This is a genomic window from Enterococcus sp. AZ197 (assembly GCF_050556405.1).
Taxonomy (GTDB): domain Bacteria; phylum Bacillota; class Bacilli; order Lactobacillales; family Enterococcaceae; genus Enterococcus; species Enterococcus faecalis.
In genome coordinates this window covers 2,085,749-2,111,775 of record NZ_CP187873.1, presented here as the reverse complement: position 1 = coordinate 2,111,775, position 26,027 = coordinate 2,085,749, and the positions used below count along the sequence as shown (strand labels likewise).

The following is a 26,027-nucleotide window of genomic DNA, read 5'->3' as shown; positions in this document are numbered from 1 at the left end:
AATGACAAGTTTAGAACAGAGAGATGAGTGCGGACACTTATTTTTCTGTTCTTTTTCTTTCTGAAAAAGTCTTTGAAACTTATCATTTCGGAAGGTTTTCTTTTGAGAATATGATAGAATGAAGCTGAGGTGAGCGAAGTGGCAAAAAAAATCAATTTACCGAAGCCGTTATTTTCAGAAAAAGGAAAACGGGCGGTCCTTTTATTACACGCTTATTCTGGCAGCAGTAATGATGTACGGATGTTAAGCAGACGTTTAGAAAAAGAAAATTATACTGTCTATTCGCCTAATTTTTCAGGACATGGCACGCTAGTTCCTGAAGATATTTTAGATCAAACAACGGAACAATGGTGGCAAGATACACAAGAAGCAGTCGCTTTTTTGAGAGAAAGAGGCTACCAAGAAATTGCCATTTTTGGTTTATCAATGGGCGGGATTTTCAGTATGCATGCATTAACGGAACAATTAACAGGATTAATTGGTGGTGGATTTTTCTGTTCACCGATCTACCCTGTCGAAAATAAAGTCCCAGAAAATTTTGTATTATACGCAGAAAACGTGATGAAAATCGCAGAAGTTCCTGCAGAGGAACAACAAAGCCGGTTGCAATCGATTGAGCAACGAGTCAAACAACAATTAGGAGCGATTGAAACGATTGCTAGTCAGACGGCTGACAAACTAAACAAAATCCACGCACCTCTTTTCTTAGCGCAAGCTGGCAAAGATGAAATGATTGAGCCAATGGGCGTCTATCAAACGGCCCAAGCACTAACACAAGCACGTGTGACCTTACAATGGTACCCAAACAGCGGACATGTCATTACGGTGAGTGGAGAACACAAACAATTAGAGCAAGATGTGGTGCAATTTTTAGCAACACTACCTTGGAATGAGGAGAAATAATGACAAAACAAACAATTAAAGAGCAAATTTTACATTTCATGGAAAGCCAAAAAAAGAAAAGCTTTTCAATGGAAGAAATTGCACAAGGCTTGAATTTAGAAAAAAGTTCAGATTTTAAAATTTTAGTGCAAACCATTGCACAAATGGAACGAGAAAAGTCAGTTAGTTTCAACAAAAAAGGCAAAGTCCTGTTACCAATGAAAGACTTATTAATAGAAGGAACGTTTCGTGCGAATGAACGAGGCTTTGGTTTTGTAACCATCGATCCTGAAGAACCAGATGTTTATATTCCGAAAGAGGCAACGAACTTTGCAATGGATGGAGATACGGTTTTAATTGACGTGATCCAACATGCGGATCCTTTTTCAGATCGCGGCGCAGAAGGTAAAGTCAAAGAAATTAAAGAGCGAGCAGTGAGCCAAGTTGTCGGAGAATTTGTGGCATATAGTGAAGAAGAAATGGCAGAAATGGGACTGTATGGCTACATGATTCCCAAAGATAAGAAATTGAATCAGTATACTGTATCAATTGCACCTGAAGGGATTAAGCCAGTAGATGGTAGCATTGTCATTGCTGAAATTACCTATTATCCAGATCAAGAATATCCAACGAGTATGGAAGGACTAGTCAAACAAGTGATTGGTCATAAAAATGATCCAGGAATGGATATTTTATCAATCGTGGTGGCTCATGGAATTCCCACAGCATTTCCTGACGAAGTTTTAGCTGAAGCGGACCAAGTACCAGAAACTATTGCAGAAAGCGATTTAGTCGGTCGTCGGGATTTACGTGATCAGTTGATTGTGACGATTGATGGAGAAGATGCGAAAGATTTAGATGATGCAGTAACGGTACAAAAGTTAGCAAATGGCAATTTCTTTTTAGGGGTGCATATTGCAGATGTTTCTTATTATGTAACTGAAGGAAGCCAATTGGATATGGAAGCGTATGAACGTGGTACAAGTGTCTATTTGACAGACCGAGTTGTGCCAATGATTCCGCAGCGATTATCGAATGGGATTTGTTCGCTAAACCCACATGTTCCACGTTTAACCATGAGTTGTGAGATGGAAATTACACCAGAAGGAGAAGTTATTTCGCATGAAATTTTCCAAAGTGTAATCCAAACAACGGAGCGAATGACCTATACAGCAGTCAATGAAATTTTAGAAGAGCAAAAATCTGAAACGTTAGAACGCTACAAAGAGCTAGTTCCCATGTTTAAAGAGATGGGCAAGCTGCACCATATATTAGAAGAGATGCGTATGCGCCGTGGTGCGATTTCTTTTGAAGATCGTGAAGCCAAAGTCCTAGTTGATGAAAATGGTCATCCCCAAGATATTCTTTTACGCACGCGTGGCGTGGGTGAACGATTAATTGAATCCTTTATGTTGGCAGCGAATGAAACTGTGGCACGTCATTATCATGACTTAAAACTGCCATTTATTTATCGGATTCATGAACAACCAAAAGAAGAAAAAATGCAACGTTTCTTTGATTTTGCTGCAGTACTTGGCATTCTTGTTAAAGGAACAAAAGAAAACATTTCACCGAAAGATTTACAAAAAGTTTTAGAGCAAGTTGAAAATAAGCCAGAAGAAGTGGTTATCAATACGATGTTGCTAAGAAGTATGCAACAAGCGAAATACTCAGAAGACAACTACGGACACTATGGGTTGGCTGCTGAATATTATACGCATTTCACTTCACCAATACGTCGTTATCCAGATTTAATTGTGCATCGTTTGATTCGCAGCTATAGCCAAGATCAATCTGAAAAAAATCAAGAAAAATGGAACGAAGCATTACCAGAAATTGCCAACCATAGTTCAAGTATGGAACGTCGCGCAGTTGATGCAGAGCGTGAAGTGGACGCCATGAAGAAAGCCGAATTTATGGTAGATAAAGTGGGAGAGACGTATGACGGGATCATCAGCTCAGTCACAAAATTTGGTATCTTTGTGGAACTGCCTAATACAATAGAAGGCTTGATTCACGTGAACAACTTAAAACAAGATTATTTCCACTTTATTGAAAATCATATGGCGTTAGTTGGTGAACGGACGGGAATGACTTTGAAAATTGGTCAGAAAGTTCAAATCCGTGTTGAAAAAGCTGATCCAGAAACAAGAGAAGTTGATTTTGAATTGATTTCAGCTGAGGAAGTCGCGCCAGTCGAAGGACCAAAAGGACGTAAAAAAGGTAAAGCCAATTCTTCAACTCGTTCAAATAATCAACGAAGAAATAAAAAAGATGAATCATTTGATGGTAAGAAAAAGAAAAATAAGAAAAAAGGCAAAGGCAAAAAACAACCTTTTTATAAAGAAGCAATGAAACAAAAAAATAAAAAAGGGAAAAAGAAGAAGTAGAGGAGGTCGCTTATGCCAAAAGGGGAAGGAAAATTAATCGCACAAAACCGCAAAGCTAGACATGATTATTCAATTATCGATACGGTTGAAGCTGGGCTTGTTTTACAAGGAACAGAAATCAAATCTATTCGAAATGGTCGTATCAATTTAAAAGATGGTTTTGCACGAATTCGAAACGGAGAAGCCTTTTTGTATAATGTTCATATTAGTCCATATGAACAGGGCAATATTTTTAATCATGACCCATTACGTACCAGAAAATTATTATTACACAAAAAACAAATTAATAAGTTAATCGGCGAAACCAAAAATACAGGTATCACATTAGTACCTTTGAAGGTCTATATTAAAGACGGCTATGCCAAAGTTTTGATTGGTTTAGCTAAAGGGAAAAAGCAGTACGACAAGCGTGAAGACTTGAAACGTAAGGAAGTTGACCGACAAATCAGCCGAACATTAAAAAATAACCGACGTTAAAAATGTAAATTTATTCTTTTTCGCATATTTGCTTGCCTTTCTTCGGATTAGGTGTAAAATCTGGTAAGTGTTGAGTAAATGAATGTAAATGATTCATTTTTTAATCGCTTCGGAAAGCAGTACCACCCTGCATTAGATTGGTTTATGGAAAAGGTTTTCCAACCAATTTTCAACACATGAAATTTTAAAAGTAAACTATTTGTAAATTATCAACAAGTGGTGGTACGATAGCTTTGCCAGGGATTATCACTCAGGAGTAGGATGAAACTTCTGAAAGATTGTTGGAAAAGAGGTGAATTGATTTGGAAGAGAAGAAATTACTCTTCAATATCGGACCAATTTGGTTTGATGGAACCATTGTTTTGATGGTGCTGTTGACGTGTATCATTGTTTTCGCCTTTGTCTATGCTTGTACGAGAAATATGAAGCTACGACCTAAAGGCAAACAAACGGTCATCGAATGGTTAGTGGATTTTATTCGTGGAATCATTACAGACAATTTACCTCGTAAAGAAGTGAGCAATTTTCATTTAATGGCGTTTACCCTCTTCATGTTTGTACTTGTTTCAAACATCTTGGGTCTCGTTACAAAAATCGTTGTGGGCGACGATCTCAGCGTTTGGAAAAGTCCAACCGCCGATCCAATCGTAACCTTAACGTTAGCGATGATGATGATTGTCTTAACACACTTCTTTGGTATGAAACGCTTTGGTTTTAAAGGCTATCTAGTTAATAGTTATTTAAGACCCGTTGGTTTCTTACTACCGGTAAAATTAATGGAAGAATTCACGAATCTATTAACATTAGGCTTGCGTTTGTACGGAAACATTTTTGCCGGCGAAGTTCTATTGGGCTTAATTGCTGGAACCGTAGCAAGCGTCGGATTATGGGTTATCCCACTAGCAATTCCGCTAGAAATGATTTGGGTAGCATTCTCAATCTTTATTGGATGTATCCAAGCGTTTATCTTTGTGACACTTTCAATGGTTTATATGTCACACAAAATTGAAACAGAAGAATAATCAAGAAATACGAAGGACAAAAATTATCTTTTAGGAGGATTTTACACAATGGAAGGATTAAATTTTATCGCAGCAGCAATTGCAATTTTCGGTTCAGCTATCGGAGCCGCTATCGGTAACGGACAAGTTATTTCAAAAACAATCGAGTCAATGACTCGTCAACCAGAAATGTCTGGTCAATTAAGAACAACAATGTTTATCGGGGTCGCTTTAATCGAAGCTGTGCCAATTTTAGGTGTCGTTGTTTCTTTATTACTTTTATTCAGATAAGCAATAAAATGGAGGCAGGACGCTGATTATTATCGGGACCGTCACTGCTTTCTTCTATCTTTAGTCTTTTCAATAGCTGGTGATAAAGCAGTTGAAGAAGCTAAATCGATTTTTGCAGGAAAGGAAGTTGAGACTTCATGCTACTTACTACATTGGTAGTCGGTGAAACGGCTCCTAGTACCACACTAGGCACGATGATTGTTGTCAGTGGTGCATTTTTAATCTTGATGCTCTTATTAAAGAAATATGCATGGGGAGCAATCGTAGATATTTTGACACAACGTGAAGAAAAAATTGCCAACGATTTAGACTCTGCAGAACAATCTCGCGTAGCAGCAGCGAAAATGGAAAAAGAACGTCAACAACAATTACTTTCTTCCAGATCAGAAGCAGCTGAAATTATTAAAAACGCGAAAGAAAGTGGAGAACAGACTCGCCAAAAAACATTAAAAGAAACAACTGCGGAAGTTACTCGCTTACGCGAAAAAGCTCGGACAGATATTTCTCAAGAACGTGAAGAAGCATTGTCTTCAGTAAAAAATGAAGTGGCAGATCTTTCTCTTCAAATTGCAGCCAAAATTTTAAATAAAGAATTAACACCAGATGCACATGAAGCATTGATTGATTCTTATATTGAAAGTTTAGGTAAAGCAAATGAAACTAGATAAATATACAGTTGGTAAACGCTACGGCAAGGCTTTGTTTGAGTTGGCAGTTGAAAAGAACCAAGCTGAAGCAATTTATCAAGAATTATTGACGCTTCGCGAAGTCTATCACCAAGTACCTGGTATTGGCGATATTTTAAGTGATGATCGCTTAGAGCCTTATGAAAAAGACAGCATCATGGAAAAACTAGTAACAGGTTTTAGTGAAATGATGCAAAACTTTTTGCGAGTGGTTTACGAATATCGTCGCATGTACGATCTGCTCTTGATGATTGATGAATATGAACGACGTTATGATGAGCACCAAGGACTAATTTTGGGTTCAGTGACAACAGCCATTCCTTTATCAAAAGAACAACATCAAGCAATGGAAGAAAAAGCTGCCCAATTATTAGGGTATGAACAAGCGCATTTAGTCAATTTAATTGACCCGTCAATTGTCGGCGGAGTGGTTATTGAAGCAAACCATCAAGTAATCGATGGCAGCATCCGCAAACAATTAGAACATATGCAGCAGAAGTTATTAAAATAATCTTTAGGACTACAAAGAGGTGAATTGAATGGCTATCAAAGCAGAAGAAATCAGTGCCTTGATTAAAGAACAAATCGAAAACTATCAACAACAGCTTGCTGTTGAAGAAGTTGGAACAGTCACTTACGTCGGTGACGGAATTGCCCGCGCCCACGGTTTAGAAAATGCCATGAGTGGAGAACTTGTTGAGTTTTCAAACGGTTCATACGGAATGGCACAAAACTTAGAAACAAATGATGTAGGGATTATTATCCTTGGCGATTTTGAAACCATTCGTGAAGGAGATAAAGTACAACGCACAGGCAAAATCATGGAAGTACCCGTTGGGGAAGCTTTGATTGGCCGTGTTGTTAATCCATTAGGTCAACCATTAGATGGTTTAGGCGAAATTAAAACAGACAAAACACGTCCTGTGGAAGCAACAGCTCCCGGTGTTATGCAACGTCAATCTGTTGCTGAACCAATGCAAACTGGCTTAAAAGCCATTGATGCCCTCGTACCAATTGGTCGTGGACAACGGGAATTAGTTATTGGAGACCGTAAAACAGGGAAAACATCGATTGCAATTGATACAATTATTAACCAAAAAGGACAAGATGTAATTTGTATTTATGTAGCGATTGGTCAAAAAGAATCTACTGTTCGTAACCAAGTAGAAACACTTCGTAAATTTGGTGCCTTAGATTATACAATCGTTGTGACTGCAGGGGCTTCACAACCAGCACCATTACTTTACATTGCACCATATGCAGGAACTGCAATGGGTGAAGAATTCATGTATAACGGCAAACATGTCTTAATTATTTTTGATGACTTATCAAAACAAGCCGTGGCTTATCGTGAACTTTCTCTACTATTACGCCGTCCACCAGGTCGTGAAGCTTATCCAGGGGATGTCTTCTATTTACACTCACGTTTATTAGAACGTGCAGCTAAATTAAGTGATGAATTAGGTGGCGGTTCAATGACAGCCTTACCATTCGTTGAAACACAAGCAGGCGATATTTCTGCTTATATTCCAACAAACGTTATTTCAATCACTGATGGACAAATTTTCTTAGAAAGCGACTTGTTCTATGCAGGCACTCGTCCAGCCGTTGATGCTGGGTTATCTGTTTCTCGGGTCGGAGGATCAGCGCAAATCAAAGCAATGAAAAAAGTTGCCGGAACGCTTCGTTTAGACTTAGCTAGTTACCGTGAGTTAGAAGCCTTTACACAATTTGGCTCTGATTTAGATGCGGCAACACAAGCTAAATTAAACCGTGGTCGTCGTACGGTAGAAATTTTAAAACAAAAACTACATGCGCCACTGCCTGTAGAAAAACAAGTCTTAATTTTATATGCGTTAACACACGGCTTTTTAGATAGCGTGAGCGTAGATAAAATTTTACACTTTGAACAAGATTTATTCGATTATTTTGATGGCAAACATGCAGACTTATTGGAAACCATTCGTACAACGAAAGACTTACCAGATACTGATGCATTAGATGCAGCGATTACAGAGTTTTCTGAAATGTTTGCAGCGGCAAACAATAGCGGAGATTCAGCCAAAGAAGCTTTAGAAAAAATCGATAACGCATAAGAGAGGTGAGCGACATTGGGTGCTTCATTAAACGAAATCAAACAACGCATTGCATCAACAAAAAAGACAAGCCAAATTACCAAAGCGATGCAAATGGTTTCTGCAGCCAAATTGACCAAGTCAGAAGGCGCCTCTAAAAGCTTTCAAGAATATTCTTCAAAAATTCGTAGTGTCGTTACGCATTTAGTAGCTGCTCAGTTAAGTGAATTACGTGAAACAGAACAATCTTCTCTTAGTGAAGGGAACTATCATGTGATGTTAGCACAACGACCTGTCAAAAAAACAGGCTATATCGTTATCACTTCTGACAAAGGGTTAGTTGGTGGCTACAATAGCTCAATCTTAAAACAAACCATGAGTATGATTCAAGAAGACCATGATTCTAATAAAGAATATGCCTTAATCGCCATTGGTGGTACAGGGGCGGATTTCTTTAAAGCACGCGGAATCGATGTTTCCTATGAGCTAAGAGGCTTAACGGATCAACCAACGTTTGAAGAAGTCCGTAAGATTGTGACAACGGCAACGACTATGTACCAAAACGAAGTGTTTGATGAATTGTATGTTTGTTATAATCACCACGTTAACTCACTAACGAGTCAGTTTCGTGTGGAAAAAATGTTGCCAATTACTGATTTAGATCCATCAGAGGCGACCTCTTACGAACAAGAATATCTTTTAGAGCCTTCACCTGAAGCAATCTTGGATCAATTATTACCACAATATGCAGAAAGCTTAATTTATGGGGCGATCATTGATGCGAAAACAGCAGAACATGCTGCTGGGATGACCGCCATGAAAACAGCCACTGACAATGCGCAAAATATTATTAGCGATTTAACAATTTCTTATAACCGTGCTCGTCAAGGGGCGATTACCCAAGAAATTACAGAAATTGTTGCTGGTGCAGCTGCACTAGAATAATCTAGTCTTACGTTTGAACGTTTATAAAAACGTTCAAAGCGTGTGACTTTATGAAGACTGGAGGAAAGAAATTATGAGTTCAGGAAAGATTGTTCAAGTAATCGGTCCCGTTGTTGACGTGGAATTTTCATTAGATCAATCCTTACCCGATATTAACAACGCTTTAGTCGTTTATAAAAATGGCGAAGCAAAACAAAAAGTAGTACTTGAAGTCGCTTTAGAACTAGGTGATGGAGTGATTCGTTCTATCGCCATGGAATCGACAGATGGTTTACAACGTGGAATGGAAGTTATCGATACAGGAAAATCAATTTCAGTTCCTGTTGGTAAAGATACATTGGGTCGTGTGTTTAACGTTTTAGGAGACACAATTGACTTAGAAGCGCCATTCCCTGCAGATGCTGAACGTAGTGGGATTCATAAAAAAGCGCCAGCATTTGATGAATTAAGTACCAGTAATGAAATTTTAGAAACAGGGATTAAAGTTATTGACTTATTAGCACCTTATCTAAAAGGTGGTAAAGTCGGACTTTTCGGTGGTGCCGGTGTTGGTAAAACCGTCTTAATTCAAGAATTAATTCATAATATTGCCCAAGAACATGGAGGGATTTCCGTCTTTACTGGTGTTGGTGAACGGACACGTGAAGGGAACGACCTGTACTATGAAATGAAAGATTCAGGCGTTATTGAAAAAACAGCCATGGTTTTTGGTCAAATGAACGAACCACCAGGTGCACGGATGCGTGTGGCCTTAACTGGGTTAACGATTGCTGAATATTTCCGTGATGTGGAAGGACAAGACGTGCTATTATTTATTGATAACATTTTCCGTTTCACCCAAGCCGGTTCAGAAGTTTCTGCCCTTTTAGGTCGGATGCCGTCAGCCGTTGGTTACCAACCAACCTTAGCGACTGAAATGGGACAATTACAAGAACGGATTACTTCAACGAAAAAAGGATCAATTACCTCTATTCAAGCAATCTATGTTCCAGCCGATGACTATACCGATCCAGCGCCAGCAACAGCGTTTGCCCATTTGGATGCAACAACTAACTTGGAACGTAAATTAACCGAACAAGGGATTTATCCAGCGGTAGATCCGTTAGCTTCATCTTCTAGTGCCTTGGCTCCTGAAATTGTTGGAGAAGAACACTACGAAGTGGCTACCGAAGTGCAACATATTTTACAACGTTACCGTGAATTACAAGATATCATCGCTATTTTAGGGATGGACGAATTATCAGATGACGAAAAAGTACTTGTTGGTCGCGCACGCCGTGTTCAATTCTTCTTATCTCAAAACTTTAACGTTGCTGAACAATTTACAGGTCAACCTGGTTCTTATGTACCAGTTGCGGAAACAGTTCGTGGCTTTAAAGAAATTCTTGAAGGTAAACATGATAATCTGCCAGAAGAAGCCTTCCGTAGTGTCGGTAAAATTGAAGATGCCATCGAAAAAGCGAAACAATTAAACTACTAGAAAGGCGGCAAACACAATGGATAGTCTTACTGTGAATGTAGTAACGCCTAATGGTCTAGTTTATGACCACCATGCAAAAATCGTTGTGGCGAAAACAACAGATGGTGAAATTGGTATTTTACCAAAACATGCGCCAATCATCGTTCCGCTAGCGATTGATGAAGTCCGCATCAAACGGACCGATTCAGATACACATGTTGACTGGGTAGCTGTAAATGGTGGTATCATGGAAGTCCGTGATAATGTCGTTTCTATTATTGCCGATAGTGCCGAACGTGAACGAGATATCGATGTACCTCGTGCTGAACGAGCAAAACAACGAGCAGAACGTTTAATTGAAGAAGCCAAAGCAAAAGACGACCGCGATCAACTACGTCGTGCGACTGTTGCTTTGCATCGTGCAATCAACCGGATTAACGTATCGAAACATGGGTAAAAAAGGCTGAAGGATTCAGTCACTTTTGTAGAGTTTAAGGCGCTTGCTATTGAGTCAGGTGCCTTAAACTCTATTTCTTCGTATTTTTTAATAAATAGTGTCAAATTTTGGCATTTCAAGTGGATTAATTATCGGTTTTTATTATTTTGTGATAAAATATTCCTACGTTAGAAAAAAGGAGGCTCCTTATGCAATACTATGGAGTAGATGCTATTGTTCGAATCGTTAGTCATCTTATGTTCATTTACATAAGTTTTTGGGCGTTGCAATCATTGCGTATTGAGCAATTTTTCAAAACCCAATTTACACCGCAAATCAGAATGTTGATGGTATTTTTCGCCATCGCTATCGGATACACAGTTAGCTCGTTTGCTTTAGAATTGATTGCGCTTTGTCGAAATCTTTTCATTGTGTATTTTCCTTAAAAATTGAAAAATAAAAAAAGGTACAATTTTTAGTTGAATAATGGTATAATAGTAAAGATTTTGAATAGGAATACCTATTCTCATTTTTTTGGGGGGAACAAAATGGAACAAATTATTGTTCATGGTGGTAATACAAAATTAGAAGGAACTGTAAAAATTGAAGGCGCCAAAAACGCTGTTTTACCAATTTTAGCAGCTACTCTTTTAGCTGAAGAAGGCGTTACTACTTTAAAAAATGTACCAATTTTATCTGATGTATTTACAATGAATCAAGTAATTAAGCATTTGAATGTAGCCATTGATTTTGATGAAGACGCGAATGAAGTAACAATAGACGCAACACAACCTTTAGGGATCGAAGCAAACTATGAGTACGTTAGTAAAATGCGTGCTTCTATCGTTGTAATGGGACCTTTATTGGCTCGTAATGGCCATGCCAAAGTGGCAATGCCAGGTGGCTGTGCCATTGGCAAACGACCAATTGATTTACACTTAAAAGGCTTCCAAGCATTAGGTGCAAAAATCATCCAAAAAAATGGTTACATTGAAGCAATTGCGGATGAACTAATCGGTAACACTATTTACTTAGACTTCCCAAGTGTCGGCGCTACGCAAAATATTATGATGGCTGCTGTTCGTGCGAAAGGAACAACCATCATTGAAAACGTTGCTCGTGAACCTGAAATCGTTGACTTAGCAAACATTTTAAACAAAATGGGTGCCAATGTTATCGGTGCTGGAACAGAAACGATGCGTATCGAAGGCGTCGATAAATTACATGCCGTAGAGCATTCAATCGTTCAAGATCGAATTGAAGCAGGTACGTTCATGGTAGCTGCAGCAATGACTGAGGGAAATGTTTTAATTGAAGAAGCAATTTCTGAACATAATCGTCCGCTAATTTCTAAATTAACTGAAATGGGTGCAATCATTGAAGAAGAAGAAAATGGCATCCGTGTAATTGGACCAAAACATCTAAAACCAACAGATGTTAAGACAATGCCGCATCCTGGTTTCCCAACAGACATGCAAGCACAAATGACAGCGATCCAAATGTTTGCTGAAGGAACAAGCATCGTGACAGAAACAGTCTTTGAAAATCGTTACCAACACTTAGAGGAAATGCGTCGAATGAACGCTGACTTAAAAATTGACGGCAACATTGCCGTTATTAATGGTGGCAACGAGTTACAAGGAGCAGCAGTGGAAGCCACTGATTTACGGGCAGCTGCCGCATTGATTTTAGTAGGGTTACGTGCAAATGGCATTACACGTGTCTCTAATTTGAAATATTTAGATCGTGGCTATTATGAGTTCCATAAAAAACTTCAAAAATTAGGCGCGAACGTTGAACGTGTCAATGATGAAAAAATTGAAGAAAAACAAGCAACGACAGTAATCTAAAGGAGTCAAACGTATGAGTTCATTTCGTTATATTTTAGTAACATTATTGAAAATTCTAGTGGTCATTTCGTTAGTCATTATCTTATTTGTTGTGGGAACAATGATTGGTTATGGTTTGATTGGAAATGGGAATCCAATGGATGTCTTTGATGAAAAAATTTGGACTCATATTATGAACTTCTTTAAATAAAAACTTATTTTAAGGCGGTGAACAAAAGTCAATTGACGATTGTTCACCGCCTTTTCTTTTTCCTGAATATCTATTTTATTCTATGCTATAATAATAGAAGTAAGATAATGAAGGAGTGGGATGGAAGATGCAAGCAACCGTAACAGAAATAGGCAAACATGCAATCGATGATTCAGAAAAAATGATTATTCTTTTTGGAGAAACTGCTACCGATACCTTGAAGCAACATGCAGTTATTCAATCATTCCCAGAAAAAGACCAAGTTACCTTGGCAGAAGGAGATCATCTGAAAATTGGCGATACAAACTATACAATCACAAAAGTGGGTTCTTTTGCCAATAGTAACTTGCAAAGTATCGCTCACAGCACTTTAATCTTTGCTGATGCACCAACCGATGAGGATGATGTTATCCGAAATGGTGTTTATTTAACGCCCCATCAGTTACCAAAGATAACCATTGGAACAACAATTGATTATTTAGTAAATGGAGCGTGAATCAATGGATAAAAAACAAACGACTGATAAACGCCTGTCTTGGTTTTGGCGTTGGTTTTTAAATAATCAAGTAGTAACAGCCTTACTGATTGTCTTATTGGTGCTGTTAATTATTCTAACTTTTACGAAAGTTTCTTATTTATTTAAGCCCGTCTGGCAGTTTTTTGGCGTTGTCGGCTTACCAGTAATTATGGCGGGGATTTTATATTATTTATTAAATCCGATTGTCGATTATTTAGAGAAAAAACAAATCTCGCGTGTCTGGAGTATTATCGGCCTATTTATTTTAATTGTGGCACTACTCATTTGGGGTGGTATTGTAATCGTTCCTAAAATTCGTGAGCAATCTGTCAGCTTTGTGAATCATTTTCCTCAATATATTGATACAATTGATCAAAAATCGCAGGAAATATTAAGTGATCCACTTTTTGCGCAATTTAGAGAACAACTTGAAGCGGCAGGCGATAAAGTTGTCAGTTCGTTAGGTACCATCATTAAAAACGTCTCAACGTTCACAGTACAAGGAATTGGTAATTTCTTTGGGGCGGTGGCTACGATCTTTGTCGCCATCATTACGATGCCGTTTATTCTATTTTATTTACTGAAAGATGGCAAAAACTTAGCGCCATATTTAATGAAGTTTTTACCAGTGAAGATGCGTAAACCAACCTTAAAAGTTCTTGCAGAAGTCAATGATCAAGTCTCTTCTTATATTAGAGGACAGTTAACTGTCGCTTTTGCAGTGGCAATTATGTTTATGATTGGTTTTTCTGTCATTGGCTTAGATTATGCAGTCACTTTAGGTATTGCAGCAGGCTTTTTAAATTTAATCCCTTATTTAGGGTCATTTTTAGCCATGATTCCAGCAGTCTTTTTAGGAATTGTCAGTGGGCCAGCTTTGTTAATTAAAGTCTTGATTGTTTTTGCCATTGAGCAAACGGTCGAAGGTCGGTTTATTTCACCACTTGTCCTAGGCAGTCAGTTATCCATTCATCCAGTCACCATTTTGGTTGTTTTATTAACGTCTGGTAAACTATTTGGGATTGTCGGGGTGATTTTAGGAATTCCTGTTTATGCCGCAGCTAAGGTGATAATTACACACATTTTTGAATGGTACCAAATCGTTTCCGGTTTGTATGATGAAGATAAGCCAGATCAACAAGAATCTACGTAACAAAAGAGACAAGCAGTGAACGAACTGCTTGTCTCTTTTTGATGTAAATCACTCGGAAAATTTAGAATGTTTTACCGTATTCAGTTGCTTTGGTCATGGCAGTATTTAAAAGTTCTTCCGCGCGATCAGGGAAATGATCGATTCCTTCGATGAATAATCCGTCGACTTGATCAACGCCAATAAAGTTTAGAATCGCTTTAATGTATTGAGAAGCAAAATCTTTTCCTTCGTAGAAGCCGCCATTTGATTGGATGTGTAAGGCTTTTTTACCACTTGTTAGAGGTTTTGGTCCTTCTGCAGTATATTGGAATGTTTTTCCAGCAACGTTGATTGTATCTACCCAAGCTTTTAAGCGTGTTGGTACGTTTAAGTTCCACATTGGATTAGCAATTACTACTTTGTCTGCAGATAAAAATTGATCAGTTAATTCATTAAAACGAGCCACTTTTTGTTGTTGGTTTTCGCTTAATGTTTCAAATGCTGCGCCAGCGCGAAGTGCACCCCAAGCAGATAATAATTCTTCATCGATTTCCGGCATGTTTGTTTCTGGGGCATAAACATCTAAAATTTCGATTTCGTCTGATGGATTTGTTTCACGGTATGAAGCTAAAAATGTTTCTAACGCACGAACTGAGCGTGATTCTTCTTTTGTTAATGGATGTGCTTTAACAACTAATAATTTTGACATTGTGTAATCTCCTTAAAATAAATAGTTTAAAAATTCAACATCTCTATTTTACTAATAAAAAGTAAGAGAAAGCAAGTCTTTTTTTTACTTTTAGTAAACTTTTTTTTAAAATGGATCAACAGAGTAAAAAATAAATAAAAATATTTTTTTGGAAAGGCTTGCATATTAAAAAAAAGCATGCTATTATTACTTTGTAAATAAGGATTGTTACTGCTTTGCAGGCAAAACCAGAGTCTTCCATTAACACAATCAGTGGAGGGATTCTGGGCTTTTTTTATAAAAAAGTGAGGTTGCATTCATCATGAGGATTGAAAAAGTTTTAAATAATAATGTCGTGCTTTCAAGAAATGAGCAAGGCGAAGAAATTGTTTATATGGGACGCGGCTTAGCCTTTCAAAAGAAGATTGGAGACACGATCAATCCAGATTATGTTGAAAAGGAATTCGTGTTAAAGGACTCCGCTATGGCAGGGCAATTCCAGCAGCTGTTTGAAGACGTCCCCACCAAAGAAGTAGAAGTCGTCAAACAAATCGTTGATTTAGCAGAAACAACGCTAGCGATTGAGCTTTCATCAAATATTTATTTAACTTTAACGGATCATATTCACTATGCGTTACTTCGAGCCAAAGAAGGAATTGATATTCCGAATCCTCTTGTATTCGAAACACGCAAATTTTATCCTAAAGAATTTGAAATCGCAAAGCAAGCATTAGCGATTATTGCTGAAAAGCTAGGGGTTCAATTTTCAGAAAATGAAGCGGGCTTCATTGCTTTTCATATTGTGAATGCTGAACAAGGAAATGGCAATATGGAAGTTACCATGGAAGCAACCAAGATGGTTCGTGATATTTTAACGATTATTAGTCGCTACTTTGGACAGGTGTTTGATGAAGATTCATTGAACTATCAACGAATTGTTACACATCTTCAATATTTTGCGCAACGTTATTTAAAACAAGAAGCGCATGATGAGGAGGACGAATTTCTTTTTGCATTGGTCCAAGGAAAGTATCCTAAGGCGTTTCAAGCGGTCCAACGTATTAATGAGTATTTATTAAAAAGCTATGATCGACCAATTGATCAAGCGGAAATGATTTATTTAACCATTCATATCCAAAGAGTGGTCAATGATAAAAAAGCATAACAACCAATAATCGCGGATTGTTACTGATAATGCAGGCAAAACCTAGATTGAAAAAACCGATAACGATTTTCGCAGACTGCGCAGCTGTGAAGAGAAGGATCTGGCTCTTTTTCAATGTAGGTTTTTTTGATATTAAAAATTAATGGAAATGAGGATCTAGAGATGAGTAAAAATCAAGAAATTGCAGCACGTGTGTTAAAAGCTGTTGGGGGCGAAGGCAACGTTAATAGTGTTGTTCACTGTGCTACACGCTTACGTTTTAAATTAAAAGATGAAAATAAAGCAGATACAGCTGCATTGAATGCTGACCCAGATGTTATTCAGGTAGTTCAAAGTGCAGGACAATATCAAGTGGTTATTGGCAGTCACGTTAGTGATGTCTATAAGGATTTGATGGCCAACAGTGGACTAGGTAATGATTCTGATAATAGAGAAAAAGAAAGTGGCGGAAATATCTTTAACCGTTTAATTGATATTATTTCTTCTATTTTTACACCGTTTTTAGGTGCAATGGCCGGCGCTGGGGTTCTAAAAGGCTTCTTAACATTGGCTGTAACTATGGGCTGGTTAGCTGACACTTCAGGCGTATATCTTGTTCTCTTTTCGATTGCAGATGGTTTATTTACTTTCTTACCAATTATGTTAGCGTTTACGGCTGCTAAAAAATTCAATACTAATCCCTTTTTAGCGGTTGCTTTGGCGATGGCCTTGGTTCATCCCAGCATTACTGCTTTAGCAGGCAAAACAATTAGCTTTGCTGGTCTTCCAGTGATTATTGGGCCAAGTGGCTATACTTCTTCGGTTTTACCAATTATTTTGGCTGTTTTTGCACAAAGTTATGTAGAACGTTTCTTCAAAAAAGTAATTCCGAGTTTTCTACAAATTATCTGCGTTCCGTTAGCTGTTTTCCTTATTATGGCACCTGTTACCTTCTTAGCTATTGGTCCTATCGGGACGGTCATCGGCGATTGGTTGGGACAAGGATACAACGCAATTTACGCTTTTAGTCCAATTATCGCAGGGTTATTAATGGGTTCGTTGTGGCAAGTCTTGGTAATGTTTGGTATGCATTGGGGCTTTGTACCAATTATGATGTTAAACTTAACACAAGGTGGCGATACGATGGTACCGATGTTATTACCAGCCGTTATTGCACAAGGCGGGGCTGCTTTAGCTGTCTTTTTCCTAACAAAAAATGTGAAACTAAAAGGTTTGGCTTTGTCTTCAAGTATTACGACTATTTTTGGAATTACTGAACCAACTGTATATGGCGTGACTTTACCATTGAAAAAACCATTTATTGCAGCTTGTATTGGTGGCGGTATCGGTGGTGCATTTGTGGCTATGAATCACGTGAAAAACTTTACGTTTGGCTTGGTTAGTATGTTGAGCTTGCCTGGCTTTATTCCTGCAGAGACAAAAGATACTGCACCGATGATTACTGGTGCAATTGGTGCCGGAATTGCCTTTATCATTGCGTTTGTCTTAACGTTTGTCTTACGTTTTGAAGATCAACCTAATCCAGAAACAGCAACTGAAAAAACAGAAACTGATAAGATGGTGGCACCTGTAAAAACGAATCAAGAAGACAAAATTATTTTAGCAAGTCCACTTCAAGGTGAAATTTTACCGCTAGAAAAAGTACAAGACCCTGTTTTTGCTTCAGGTGCTTTAGGAAAAGGTGTTGCAATTGAGCCGACTGAAGGCAAACTGTATGCACCCGCAGATGGTGAAATCACCACATTATTTCCGACAGGACATGCTGTTGGCTTGACGACAACAGAGGGCGTTGAATTATTAATGCATATTGGCATGGATACGGTCGAATTAGATGGTAAAGGCTTTGAATTATCAGTGAAACAAGGTGATTCTGTTAAAAAAGGAGATTTGCTAGTTACTTTTGATATTGCTGCCATTAAAGAAGCTGGTTATCCGGTAGTTACACCGATTGTGGTAACGAATACGAATGATTATTTAGATGTTTTGGATATGAACCAAACAGACGTGTTACATGGTGAAGACTTTTTAGCCATTATTAAATAAAAGACAATTGGAGGAGGAACAAGTATGACAACAACGACAAAATTTCCAAAAGGATTTTTATGGGGCGGTGCGACCGCAGCCAATCAATTAGAAGGGGCTTACTTAGCCGATGGTAAAGGGTTATCTGTGGCAGATGCGATGCCGGGAGGAAAACAACGTTTCGCTATTTTAGGAGATGAAGCGTTTGATTGGACGATTGACGAAACGAAATATCGCTACCCTAATCATACAGGAATTGATCACTATGATCGCTTTAAAGAGGACATTGCGTTGTTTGCTAAAATGGGCTTCAAATGTTATCGCTTTTCAATTGCGTGGTCGCGTATTTTTCCACAAGGAGATGAAACACAACCGAATGAAGCCGGCTTGAAATTTTATGATGCGGTTATCGATGAATGTTTAAGCTATAACATTGAACCAGTAATTACGATTTCTCATTATGAAATGCCACTGCATTTAGCGAAAGAATACGGCGGGTGGAAAAATCGTCAATTAGTTGACTTTTATGAACGTTTTGCGGAAACTGTTTTAACACGTTACCACCAAAAAGTTAACTATTGGATGACATTCAATGAAATTAATTCAGCTTTTCATTTCCCAGCGCTTAGTCAAGGATTGGTAAAAAGCAATGGAGCCAATGATTATCAAAACATTTTCCAAGCATGGCATAATCAATTTGTTGCAAGTAGTAAAGCTGTAAAAATTGGCCATGAATTAAATCCAGAATTACAAATTGGATGTATGATTATTTATGCCACAACGTATGGCATTGATTCGAATCCAGTCAATCAAGTTGCTACAATGATTGAAAACCAAGAGTTTAATTATTATTGTACAGATGTTCAAGTTCGTGGTGAATATCCAGCATACGCAGAACGCATGTATCAAAAATATGCTGTGAAAGACTTAGTTATTGAAGAAGGAGATTTAGAATTATTAAAAGAATACCCAGTGGATTACATTGGCTTTAGTTATTATATGTCGACTGCTGTCGATGTTACTGGTACTACCAACGATACAGCAAATGGGAATCTTTTAGGCGGCGTTAAAAATCCCTTCTTAGAAGCAAGTGAATGGGGTTGGCAAATTGATCCCGAAGGCTTACGAATCGCCCTAAATGAATTATATAATCGTTATCAAAAACCTTTATTTATTGTGGAAAACGGCTTAGGTGCAATTGATAAAGTAGACGAAAATTTCTATGTGGCAGACGACTATCGGATTGATTATTTACGTCGTCATATTGAAGCAATGGCAGAAGCAGTTGCAGACGGCGTCGATTTAATGGGCTATACGCCGTGGGGCTGTATCGATTTAGTCAGTGCTTCCACAGGTGAAATGAGTAAACGGTATGGGTTTATTTACGTTGATTTAGACGATGAAGGAAATGGTACTAAAAACCGTTATGAAAAAAAATCGTTTAATTGGTACAAACAAGTTATTGAAACTAATGGACAAAACTTAGACTAGTTATTGTAATTAAACAAAACAAGATAAGCGTAGTAGGTTGTTGCTTCTGTTTCCGCTGTTTATTAATTTTTAAGCTTGGACCAAAAATCTAAAGTGATTTTTGGCCCAAGCTCTTTTTTGTCAATTTTTCAAAATAGTGCACAATACGTTATAATAGAAACAACTGAGAGGAGCGTTTCTAATGATTAAGCAATTACAACATCCATTTTTTGTTATTATGGGTCCGAGTGGTTCTGGCAAGACCGCAATTACAAGTAAGGTTTTTCCGAAAAACTATAAAGTTATCTCGCATACTACGAGGAAAAAACGATTGGATGAAGTGGATGGCGTGGATTACTATTTTGAAACAAAAGCAAGTTTTCAAGCCTTGATTGAAACCAATCAGTTAGTGGAGTATGATTTTTACCATGGAAACTATTACGGTGTCGGTGTAGCTGCCATCGTTGAAACAACGAAAGAGCATCCAGCCTATAATGCGTTAACTTTTCCAGGCTTTCAAGCGGTCTTTGAGCGTTTCGGCGAGTCCGTCATTCCAGTTTTTTTTGACGTTTCAAAAGAAAATATTTATCAACGTTTAAAACAACGAGAATCTGATCCTAAAATTATTGAAGAACGTTTAAACCTTTATGATCAAGAAATTCTTATCAAAAACCAATTGGAACAATATCCTAATTATCAACGAATAGATGCCAATGGACCTATAAAAGAGGTCGCTGGCTTGTTACAAGAATGCATCAAACACTATTATTAATCAAGCAACTGGTGAGACAGAATCTAACATCAATTTTGTCTTGCTAGGTGCTTGATTTTTTTTGTAAAAAACTTGCATTCTGAATAGAGAGTGCTATAATGACATGGTGTCATATGACAATGTGTCATAAAAGGGAGGAACACAAATATGCCTACGAATACGTTTTTTCATTTGCCAGAAGAAAAGCAACAACGCTTATTAGATGCTGCGCAAATTGAATTTTCGCGCCATTCTTTACAAGAAGCGTCAATTGCAAATATTGTTAAATTAGCGGGAATTCCGCGCGGTAGCTTTTATCAATATTTTGAGAACAAAGAAGATTTGTATTTTTATTACTTTGCGACATTAAGAAAAAATAGTGAACGAGATTTAGAGAAACAAATTATTGCGGAAAATGGTGATTTAATCGAAGCCATGGATGTCTATTTCTCCAAAATGATTGTCGAAGTGCTAACTGGAGAGAATGCTTCTTTCTATCGGAATTTATTTGTCAACATGGACTATCGTGCTTCACGTCGGGTGACGGATAATTTAGCGACTGGGGAAGAGGAAAAAAATAGGAAACAGCACTGTCATAAGCATAGAGGAAGAAAAGGCCATGCTGCCTATGCAGAACATCTTTATCAAATAATTGATCATTCGAAATTAACCATTGAAACGCCAAAAGAATTCACATGGTTCATGCAGACGGCGATGCATGCCGTTTTCTCAACAATTGTTGATGGGTATCGTCAACAAAGAGAAAATACTGCCTATGATTCAACTGAAGCAGTCAAACAATTAAAAATGAAATTAAGTTGGTTGAAAAATGGCGCTTATAAGTAGCAAAAAGGAGGAGAAGTTAGTTGATTAAACTAGTCAAACGGATGTCATTATGGTCGGTCTTTGCAGCGGTTGTATTTATGATCGTACAAATTATCGCAGATTTATATCTGCCCACATTAACATCTAATATCATTAATGACGGTGTCGCTAAAGGAGATATTAACTATATTTGGAGTACAGGAGTTGTCATGTTAGGCTTTTCTTTGATTAGCATTGTCGCTTCTATTGGAAATACCTTTTTTGCCACCAAAGAATCACAAAGTTTAGGAAAAAAATTACGGACTGATATTTATCGAAAAGTTGAAAATTTTTCTAATAATGAATTTGATAAATTTGGGACAGCTTCGCTAATTACACGAACAACCAATGATGTCAATCAGATTCAAATGGTTATGCAAATGTTTTTACGTTTAATGATTAACGCACCTTTAACGTTAATTGGTGCAAGTTTTATGGCGTATAACAAGGACCCACAATTAACGAAAATTTTTCTATATGTTTTACCAATTATGGCTGTTTTAGTGGGAGGTATCATGTTTTTAGCGGTTCCGTTATTTAAAAGCATGCAAAAGAAAACAGACCGTTTAAATTTAGTTTTTCGTGAAGGACTGACAGGAGTTCGTGTGATTCGGGCCTTTGGCAAAGCAAACTATGAAGAACAACGTTTTGATGAAGCCAATAAGGATTATACACAAACGGCGATTAAAGTGAATACGATTGTCGCTTTGATGATTCCTTTAATGACACTCATTATGAGTGGTACCAATATTGCAATCACCTGGTTTGGCGGTCATTATATTGCGGAAATGCAACTAGAGGTAGGTAACTTAATTGCCTTTATGACTTATGCCATGCAAATTCTGATGAGTTTCATGATGTTATCCATGATTTTTGTCATGGTACCGCGGGCGCAAGCTTCTGCTGATCGGATTAATGAGGTGCTAAATACTGATTCAGAAATCAAAGATGTACCCAATCCAGAACTACTCTCTCTAAAAGGCGACAAAGCAACATTGGCGTTTGAACATGTTAATTATCGTTACCAGCATGCTGAAAACTTAGCACTGGAAGATATAGATTTTTCAGCAAAATCTGGGGAGACGGTCGCGATTATTGGTGGGACTGGTTCTGGGAAAACAACGCTGGTTAATCTTTTACCACGCTTTTATGATGTTGAATCTGGCAAGATTTTGCTAAATGGTAAAAACATTAAAGATACGTCACAGCATAATTTACGAGAAATGATTGGCTTTGTACCGCAAAAGGCTGTTTTATTTACAGGAACGATTCGTGAAAATATGCAATACGGCGCCCCAAATGCGACCGATGAAGAAATTTGGCAAGCCTTAGAAAGTGCGCAGGCGAAGGCGTTTGTTTCAGAATTGGCAGAAGGTTTGGATAGTCATGTCGAACAAGGCGGCGGTAATTTCTCTGGCGGACAACGCCAGCGGTTGGCTATTGCTCGTGCTTTAGTAAAACCAGCAGATGTCTATGTTTTTGATGATTCCTTTTCTGCATTGGATTTCAAAACAGATGCTAATTTAAGAAAAGCCTTAAAAGAGCAGATGACGGATGCAATTGTCGTTTTAGTAGCCCAACGTGTAAGTACGGTTATGGAAGCATCGACAATTTTAGTATTAGACGAAGGGAAATTAGTTGGTAAAGGAACGCATGAAGAGTTATTAGCGAATAACCAAACGTATCAAGAAATTGTACATTCTCAATTGAGAGAGGAGGACCTTGCATGAGTAGTCGACCAAAAGGCGGACCAATGGGCGGTGGACCAGGACGCAACATTGGCGCAAAAGGGCCAAAACCAAAAAATTTCTGGAAAACAGTGAAACGTTTATTTCGATACATGTCTAAACGAATGCTGTCAATTATTGCTGTCTTAGTATTAGCAATTGCAGCCGTCGTTTTCCAAATTCAAACACCAAAAGTATTAGGACAGGCAACAACTGAAATTTTTAAAGGCGTCATGAAAGGCGCTGCTGAAATGAAACAAGGCTTAAAAATAACATCTTTTCCAATTGATTTTGACAAAATTGGTCAAATTTTATTAATTGTTATTGCCATGTACCTTATTTCTGCTGTCTTTAATTTCTTGCAGCAAGTAATTATGACACGTGTTTCACAGCGAACAGTTTATGAATTACGTCAAGAATTAGAAGCGAAAATGAACAAAGTTCCAATTTCCTATTATGATACTCATAGTAATGGGGACATTATGTCACGGGCAATTAACGACATGGATAATATTGCGAGTACTTTACAGCAAAACTTAACCCAATTAATTACCAGTATCGTGACATTTGTGGGTGTACTTTGGATGATGCTGACCATTAGCTGGCAGTTAACACTAATTGCCTTAGCAACAGTGCCATTAAGTTTAATTGTTGTGATGGTTGTGGCGCCTCGCTCGCAAAAACATTTTGCGGCTCAACAAAAAAGCTTAGGATTATTGAATAACCAAGTCGAAGAAACCTACGGTGGTCACGTAGTAGTAAAAAGTTTCAACCACGAAGAAAGTGATCAAGAAGTATTTGAAAAAGAAAATGAAAAATTATATCATGCTGGTCGCAAAGCACAATTTATTTCAGCGATCATTATGCCTTTAATGAACTTTATCAAAAATCTAGGCTACGTGTTTGTTGCAGTCCTTGGTGGCGTAAAAGTAGCGAATGGTATGATGGATTTAGGGGATGTCCAAGCATTTCTTCAATATACCAATCAATTTTCACAACCGATTACTCAAATCGCTAATTTAATGAATACAATCCAAGCTACGGTGGCTTCGGCAGAACGTGTCTTTGAAGTATTAGATGAAGAAGAAATGGTGGATGAACCTTCTGGCATACCAGTGGAAACAGATAGTCCTTATCGTGTTTCTTTTGAACATGTTGCTTTTGGCTATTCACCAGAGAAATTATTAATGAAAGATTTCAATTTAAATGTTAAACCTGGGGAAATGGTCGCAATCGTGGGCCCAACAGGTGCTGGGAAAACAACCCTAATTAACTTATTGGAACGCTTCTATGATATTAGTAGCGGCAGCATCAAATATGATGGCGTAGATACGCGCGATTTATCTCGCGAAGAGTTGCGAGCACACTTTTCAATGGTTCTTCAAGATACTTGGTTGTTCACTGGAAGTATCTATGACAATATTCATTATGGTAATGAGCAAGCGAGCGAAGAAGAAGTGATCCGTGCGGCGAAAGCAGCCCATGTGGATGATTTTGTCAGAAAATTACCAGAAGGCTATCAAACGATTCTAAATGAAGAAGCCAGCAATATTTCTCAAGGTCAACGACAATTAATTACAATTGCTCGAGCATTCTTAGCAAATCCAGACGTTTTAATTTTGGATGAAGCCACCTCAAGTGTGGACACTCGAACAGAAATACTGATTCAAGCAGCAATGAATCGTTTATTGGAAAATCGGACCAGCTTTGTAGTCGCTCATCGCTTGTCGACTATCCGTGATGCCGATACGATTATCGTTATGGCAGAAGGTTCAATTGTAGAAACAGGAACCCACGATGAATTAATGGCGAAAAACGGTTTTTATGCTGACTTATATAACAGTCAGTTTTCAGAAGAAGTAGCCTAAAAGGCGAAGCAAAAAAATAGTAATTCATGATGAGGCTTCAGGAACCATAGTCGTAAAGACTGGTTCCTGAAGCCTTATTTTTTTAACAAAAAGTTAGCGAAATTGAAAAATTTCTATTTTCTTTTGAGAAAAACAGGATATTACTTGATGAAATAGCAAGAGATGTATAAAATGGGAGAGAAGAAAATGGAGGTAACAGAAAAAATGACTGAATTTCAATTAGAAAAAGCTGCGACATTAAAAACAATTGCCATTCGTGCGAAAAAAGTTGGCGAAATGGTCGACTTTTATAAAAAAGTAATGGGTTTTGTTTTAAAGTCAGAAGAAAATAACCTGTCTATCTGGGGTACGCGTGAAGCAGGAACGCAATTATTAATTTTAGAAGAAACTAGAAAAGCCGAAGATTTTCATAATGAAGAAAAGCAAATGGCTTATTTCTCAATTAAAGTTCCTACGGAAAAAGAATTTTTACAAATTGCTCAACGAGTGCTTGAGCAAGACTACCCAATTGATGAAAGTTTCCAAATTGGCACACGACAAAGCATGTTCATTACTGATCTTGAAGGTAATCAATTTGAGATTTTTCACGATGAAGCAACAGCAAATTCGACTTCTGAAAAGCAACCAATTGTGCTTAAAGATCTTATCAGTGAGGACTTAGAGCCACATCAAGGGTTAGCCGCTGGGTCATATTTAGCGCATGTGCAATTAAAAACAAACAATCAAAAAGAAATAAAAGCATACTATGAGGAAGTTCTGGGTTTAAAACGCAATGAAAAAGATCAATTTGTTTTAGAAGATGGCAAAGCAACTATTGGATTCCAAAAACCTGAAACAAGTGAAGTGGATCAATTACCTGATCCACACTTAGGTTTAGATTTCTTTACCATTAAGCTCTCTGATCAAGAACATATTTTAGCAATGGAGCAACAATTAACGGCAAAAAATCAAGAGTTCTTTATTGACCAGAAAAAAGCGATTGTCACTGTGTTTGATCCAATTGGCTTGGAATGGTGGTTTGTCTTAAAATAAACGCTTAGACAGACAAAATAAGCTTGTTTTAGCAAGTCTGGAATAAAGTCGGAATAAAAGTTTAACGCTACTTTTGTTCGGAACTTATTCTAGACTTTTCCTTTAATAT

General features: G+C 37.7%; 25 protein-coding genes. 24 read left to right on the top strand and 1 reads right to left on the bottom strand.

The window, feature by feature from the left end; translation table 11 throughout:
• The first annotated feature begins 129 nt into the window (after window positions 1-129).
• From IGK82_RS10105 to IGK82_RS10030, 16 genes are all read left to right on the top strand, one after another.
• On the top strand, window positions 130-903 hold the full coding sequence (locus IGK82_RS10105) for an alpha/beta hydrolase (protein ID WP_002384145.1): 774 nt from the start codon (window positions 130-132) through the stop codon (window positions 901-903).
• Window positions 903-3,272 (top strand): ribonuclease R, encoded by a 2,370-nt coding sequence (gene rnr, locus IGK82_RS10100; RefSeq protein ID WP_002379722.1) that lies wholly within the window; start codon window positions 903-905, stop codon window positions 3,270-3,272. The genes IGK82_RS10105 and rnr overlap by 1 nt, the downstream gene beginning before the upstream one ends.
• A gap of 12 nt (window positions 3,273-3,284) precedes the next feature.
• A complete protein-coding gene (gene smpB, locus IGK82_RS10095; protein ID WP_002356550.1) occupies window positions 3,285-3,749 on the top strand; it encodes an SsrA-binding protein SmpB in 465 nt (154 codons plus the stop codon).
• Between the two features lie 302 nt (window positions 3,750-4,051).
• Window positions 4,052-4,771 (top strand): F0F1 ATP synthase subunit A, encoded by a 720-nt coding sequence (atpB, locus tag IGK82_RS10090; RefSeq protein WP_002356551.1) that lies wholly within the window; start codon window positions 4,052-4,054, stop codon window positions 4,769-4,771.
• A gap of 48 nt (window positions 4,772-4,819) precedes the next feature.
• On the top strand, window positions 4,820-5,041 hold the full coding sequence (atpE, locus tag IGK82_RS10085; protein WP_002356552.1) for an ATP synthase F0 subunit C: 222 nt from the start codon (window positions 4,820-4,822) through the stop codon (window positions 5,039-5,041).
• 137 nt (window positions 5,042-5,178) lie between these two features.
• Window positions 5,179-5,709 (top strand): F0F1 ATP synthase subunit B, encoded by a 531-nt coding sequence (gene atpF, locus IGK82_RS10080; protein ID WP_002365031.1) that lies wholly within the window; start codon window positions 5,179-5,181, stop codon window positions 5,707-5,709.
• Window positions 5,696-6,238 carry an ATP synthase F1 subunit delta gene (gene atpH, locus IGK82_RS10075; protein ID WP_002356554.1) on the top strand — a complete coding sequence of 181 codons (543 nt, stop codon included), beginning with the start codon at window positions 5,696-5,698 and terminating at the stop codon, window positions 6,236-6,238. Before atpF ends, atpH begins: the two co-directional genes overlap by 14 nt.
• Window positions 6,239-6,266: 28 nt before the next feature.
• On the top strand, window positions 6,267-7,823 hold the full coding sequence (gene atpA, locus IGK82_RS10070; protein WP_002356555.1) for a F0F1 ATP synthase subunit alpha: 1,557 nt from the start codon (window positions 6,267-6,269) through the stop codon (window positions 7,821-7,823).
• A 15-nt stretch (window positions 7,824-7,838) separates the two neighbouring features.
• On the top strand, window positions 7,839-8,747 hold the full coding sequence (locus tag IGK82_RS10065; RefSeq protein ID WP_002359606.1) for a F0F1 ATP synthase subunit gamma: 909 nt from the start codon (window positions 7,839-7,841) through the stop codon (window positions 8,745-8,747).
• 73 nt (window positions 8,748-8,820) lie between these two features.
• The gene (atpD, locus tag IGK82_RS10060) at window positions 8,821-10,227 is read left to right on the top strand and encodes a F0F1 ATP synthase subunit beta (RefSeq protein WP_002356558.1); all 1,407 of its coding nucleotides are present in this window, start codon (window positions 8,821-8,823) and stop codon (window positions 10,225-10,227) included.
• 16 nt (window positions 10,228-10,243) lie between these two features.
• Window positions 10,244-10,663 carry a F0F1 ATP synthase subunit epsilon gene (locus tag IGK82_RS10055; protein ID WP_002356559.1) on the top strand — a complete coding sequence of 140 codons (420 nt, stop codon included), beginning with the start codon at window positions 10,244-10,246 and terminating at the stop codon, window positions 10,661-10,663.
• Window positions 10,664-10,851: 188 nt separating this feature from the next.
• Window positions 10,852-11,088: a DUF1146 family protein gene (locus tag IGK82_RS10050; protein ID WP_002356560.1), complete on the top strand. Its 237-nt coding sequence runs from the start codon at window positions 10,852-10,854 to the stop codon at window positions 11,086-11,088.
• A 102-nt stretch (window positions 11,089-11,190) separates the two neighbouring features.
• Window positions 11,191-12,492, top strand: a complete 1,302-nt coding sequence (murA, locus tag IGK82_RS10045; protein ID WP_002356562.1) for a UDP-N-acetylglucosamine 1-carboxyvinyltransferase — start codon at window positions 11,191-11,193, stop codon at window positions 12,490-12,492.
• A 13-nt stretch (window positions 12,493-12,505) separates the two neighbouring features.
• The gene (locus tag IGK82_RS10040; RefSeq protein ID WP_002356564.1) at window positions 12,506-12,682 is read left to right on the top strand and encodes a DNA-directed RNA polymerase subunit beta; all 177 of its coding nucleotides are present in this window, start codon (window positions 12,506-12,508) and stop codon (window positions 12,680-12,682) included.
• A gap of 127 nt (window positions 12,683-12,809) precedes the next feature.
• Window positions 12,810-13,178, top strand: a complete 369-nt coding sequence (locus IGK82_RS10035; RefSeq protein ID WP_002356567.1) for a PTS glucitol/sorbitol transporter subunit IIA — start codon at window positions 12,810-12,812, stop codon at window positions 13,176-13,178.
• A 4-nt stretch (window positions 13,179-13,182) separates the two neighbouring features.
• Entirely contained in the window at window positions 13,183-14,352 is a 1,170-nt protein-coding gene (locus tag IGK82_RS10030) for an AI-2E family transporter (RefSeq protein WP_002381494.1), read from the top strand.
• A gap of 61 nt (window positions 14,353-14,413) precedes the next feature.
• Here IGK82_RS10030 and IGK82_RS10025 read toward each other — a convergent pair whose 3' ends face one another.
• Window positions 14,414-15,040, bottom strand: coding sequence for an FMN-dependent NADH-azoreductase (locus IGK82_RS10025; protein WP_002367152.1), 627 nt, complete (start codon window positions 15,038-15,040; stop codon window positions 14,414-14,416).
• Window positions 15,041-15,341: 301 nt separating this feature from the next.
• On the opposite strand from IGK82_RS10025, the gene licT reads away from it, so the two are divergent.
• The 8 genes from licT to IGK82_RS09985 all read left to right on the top strand — a co-directional run bounded on the left by licT (window position 15,342) and on the right by IGK82_RS09985 (window position 25,918).
• Window positions 15,342-16,184: a BglG family transcription antiterminator LicT gene (gene licT / locus IGK82_RS10020; protein WP_002359608.1), complete on the top strand. Its 843-nt coding sequence runs from the start codon at window positions 15,342-15,344 to the stop codon at window positions 16,182-16,184.
• Window positions 16,185-16,346: 162 nt separating this feature from the next.
• The gene (locus IGK82_RS10015) at window positions 16,347-18,227 is read left to right on the top strand and encodes a beta-glucoside-specific PTS transporter subunit IIABC (RefSeq protein WP_002359609.1); all 1,881 of its coding nucleotides are present in this window, start codon (window positions 16,347-16,349) and stop codon (window positions 18,225-18,227) included.
• Between the two features lie 24 nt (window positions 18,228-18,251).
• Window positions 18,252-19,697 carry a glycoside hydrolase family 1 protein gene (locus IGK82_RS10010; RefSeq protein ID WP_002362575.1) on the top strand — a complete coding sequence of 482 codons (1,446 nt, stop codon included), beginning with the start codon at window positions 18,252-18,254 and terminating at the stop codon, window positions 19,695-19,697.
• A gap of 181 nt (window positions 19,698-19,878) precedes the next feature.
• A complete protein-coding gene (locus IGK82_RS10005) occupies window positions 19,879-20,448 on the top strand; it encodes a guanylate kinase (protein WP_002387147.1) in 570 nt (189 codons plus the stop codon).
• 147 nt (window positions 20,449-20,595) lie between these two features.
• On the top strand, window positions 20,596-21,273 hold the full coding sequence (locus IGK82_RS10000) for a TetR/AcrR family transcriptional regulator (RefSeq protein WP_002379720.1): 678 nt from the start codon (window positions 20,596-20,598) through the stop codon (window positions 21,271-21,273).
• Between the two features lie 20 nt (window positions 21,274-21,293).
• Window positions 21,294-23,021 (top strand): ABC transporter ATP-binding protein, encoded by a 1,728-nt coding sequence (locus IGK82_RS09995; protein WP_430605088.1) that lies wholly within the window; start codon window positions 21,294-21,296, stop codon window positions 23,019-23,021.
• Window positions 23,018-24,886, top strand: a complete 1,869-nt coding sequence (locus tag IGK82_RS09990; RefSeq protein WP_002359616.1) for an ABC transporter ATP-binding protein — start codon at window positions 23,018-23,020, stop codon at window positions 24,884-24,886. The genes IGK82_RS09995 and IGK82_RS09990 overlap by 4 nt, the downstream gene beginning before the upstream one ends.
• Before the next feature lie 162 nt (window positions 24,887-25,048).
• Complete coding sequence (locus IGK82_RS09985; protein WP_002359617.1) at window positions 25,049-25,918, top strand: VOC family protein; 870 nt, start codon at window positions 25,049-25,051, stop codon at window positions 25,916-25,918.
• The last annotated feature ends 109 nt before the right edge of the window (window positions 25,919-26,027 follow it).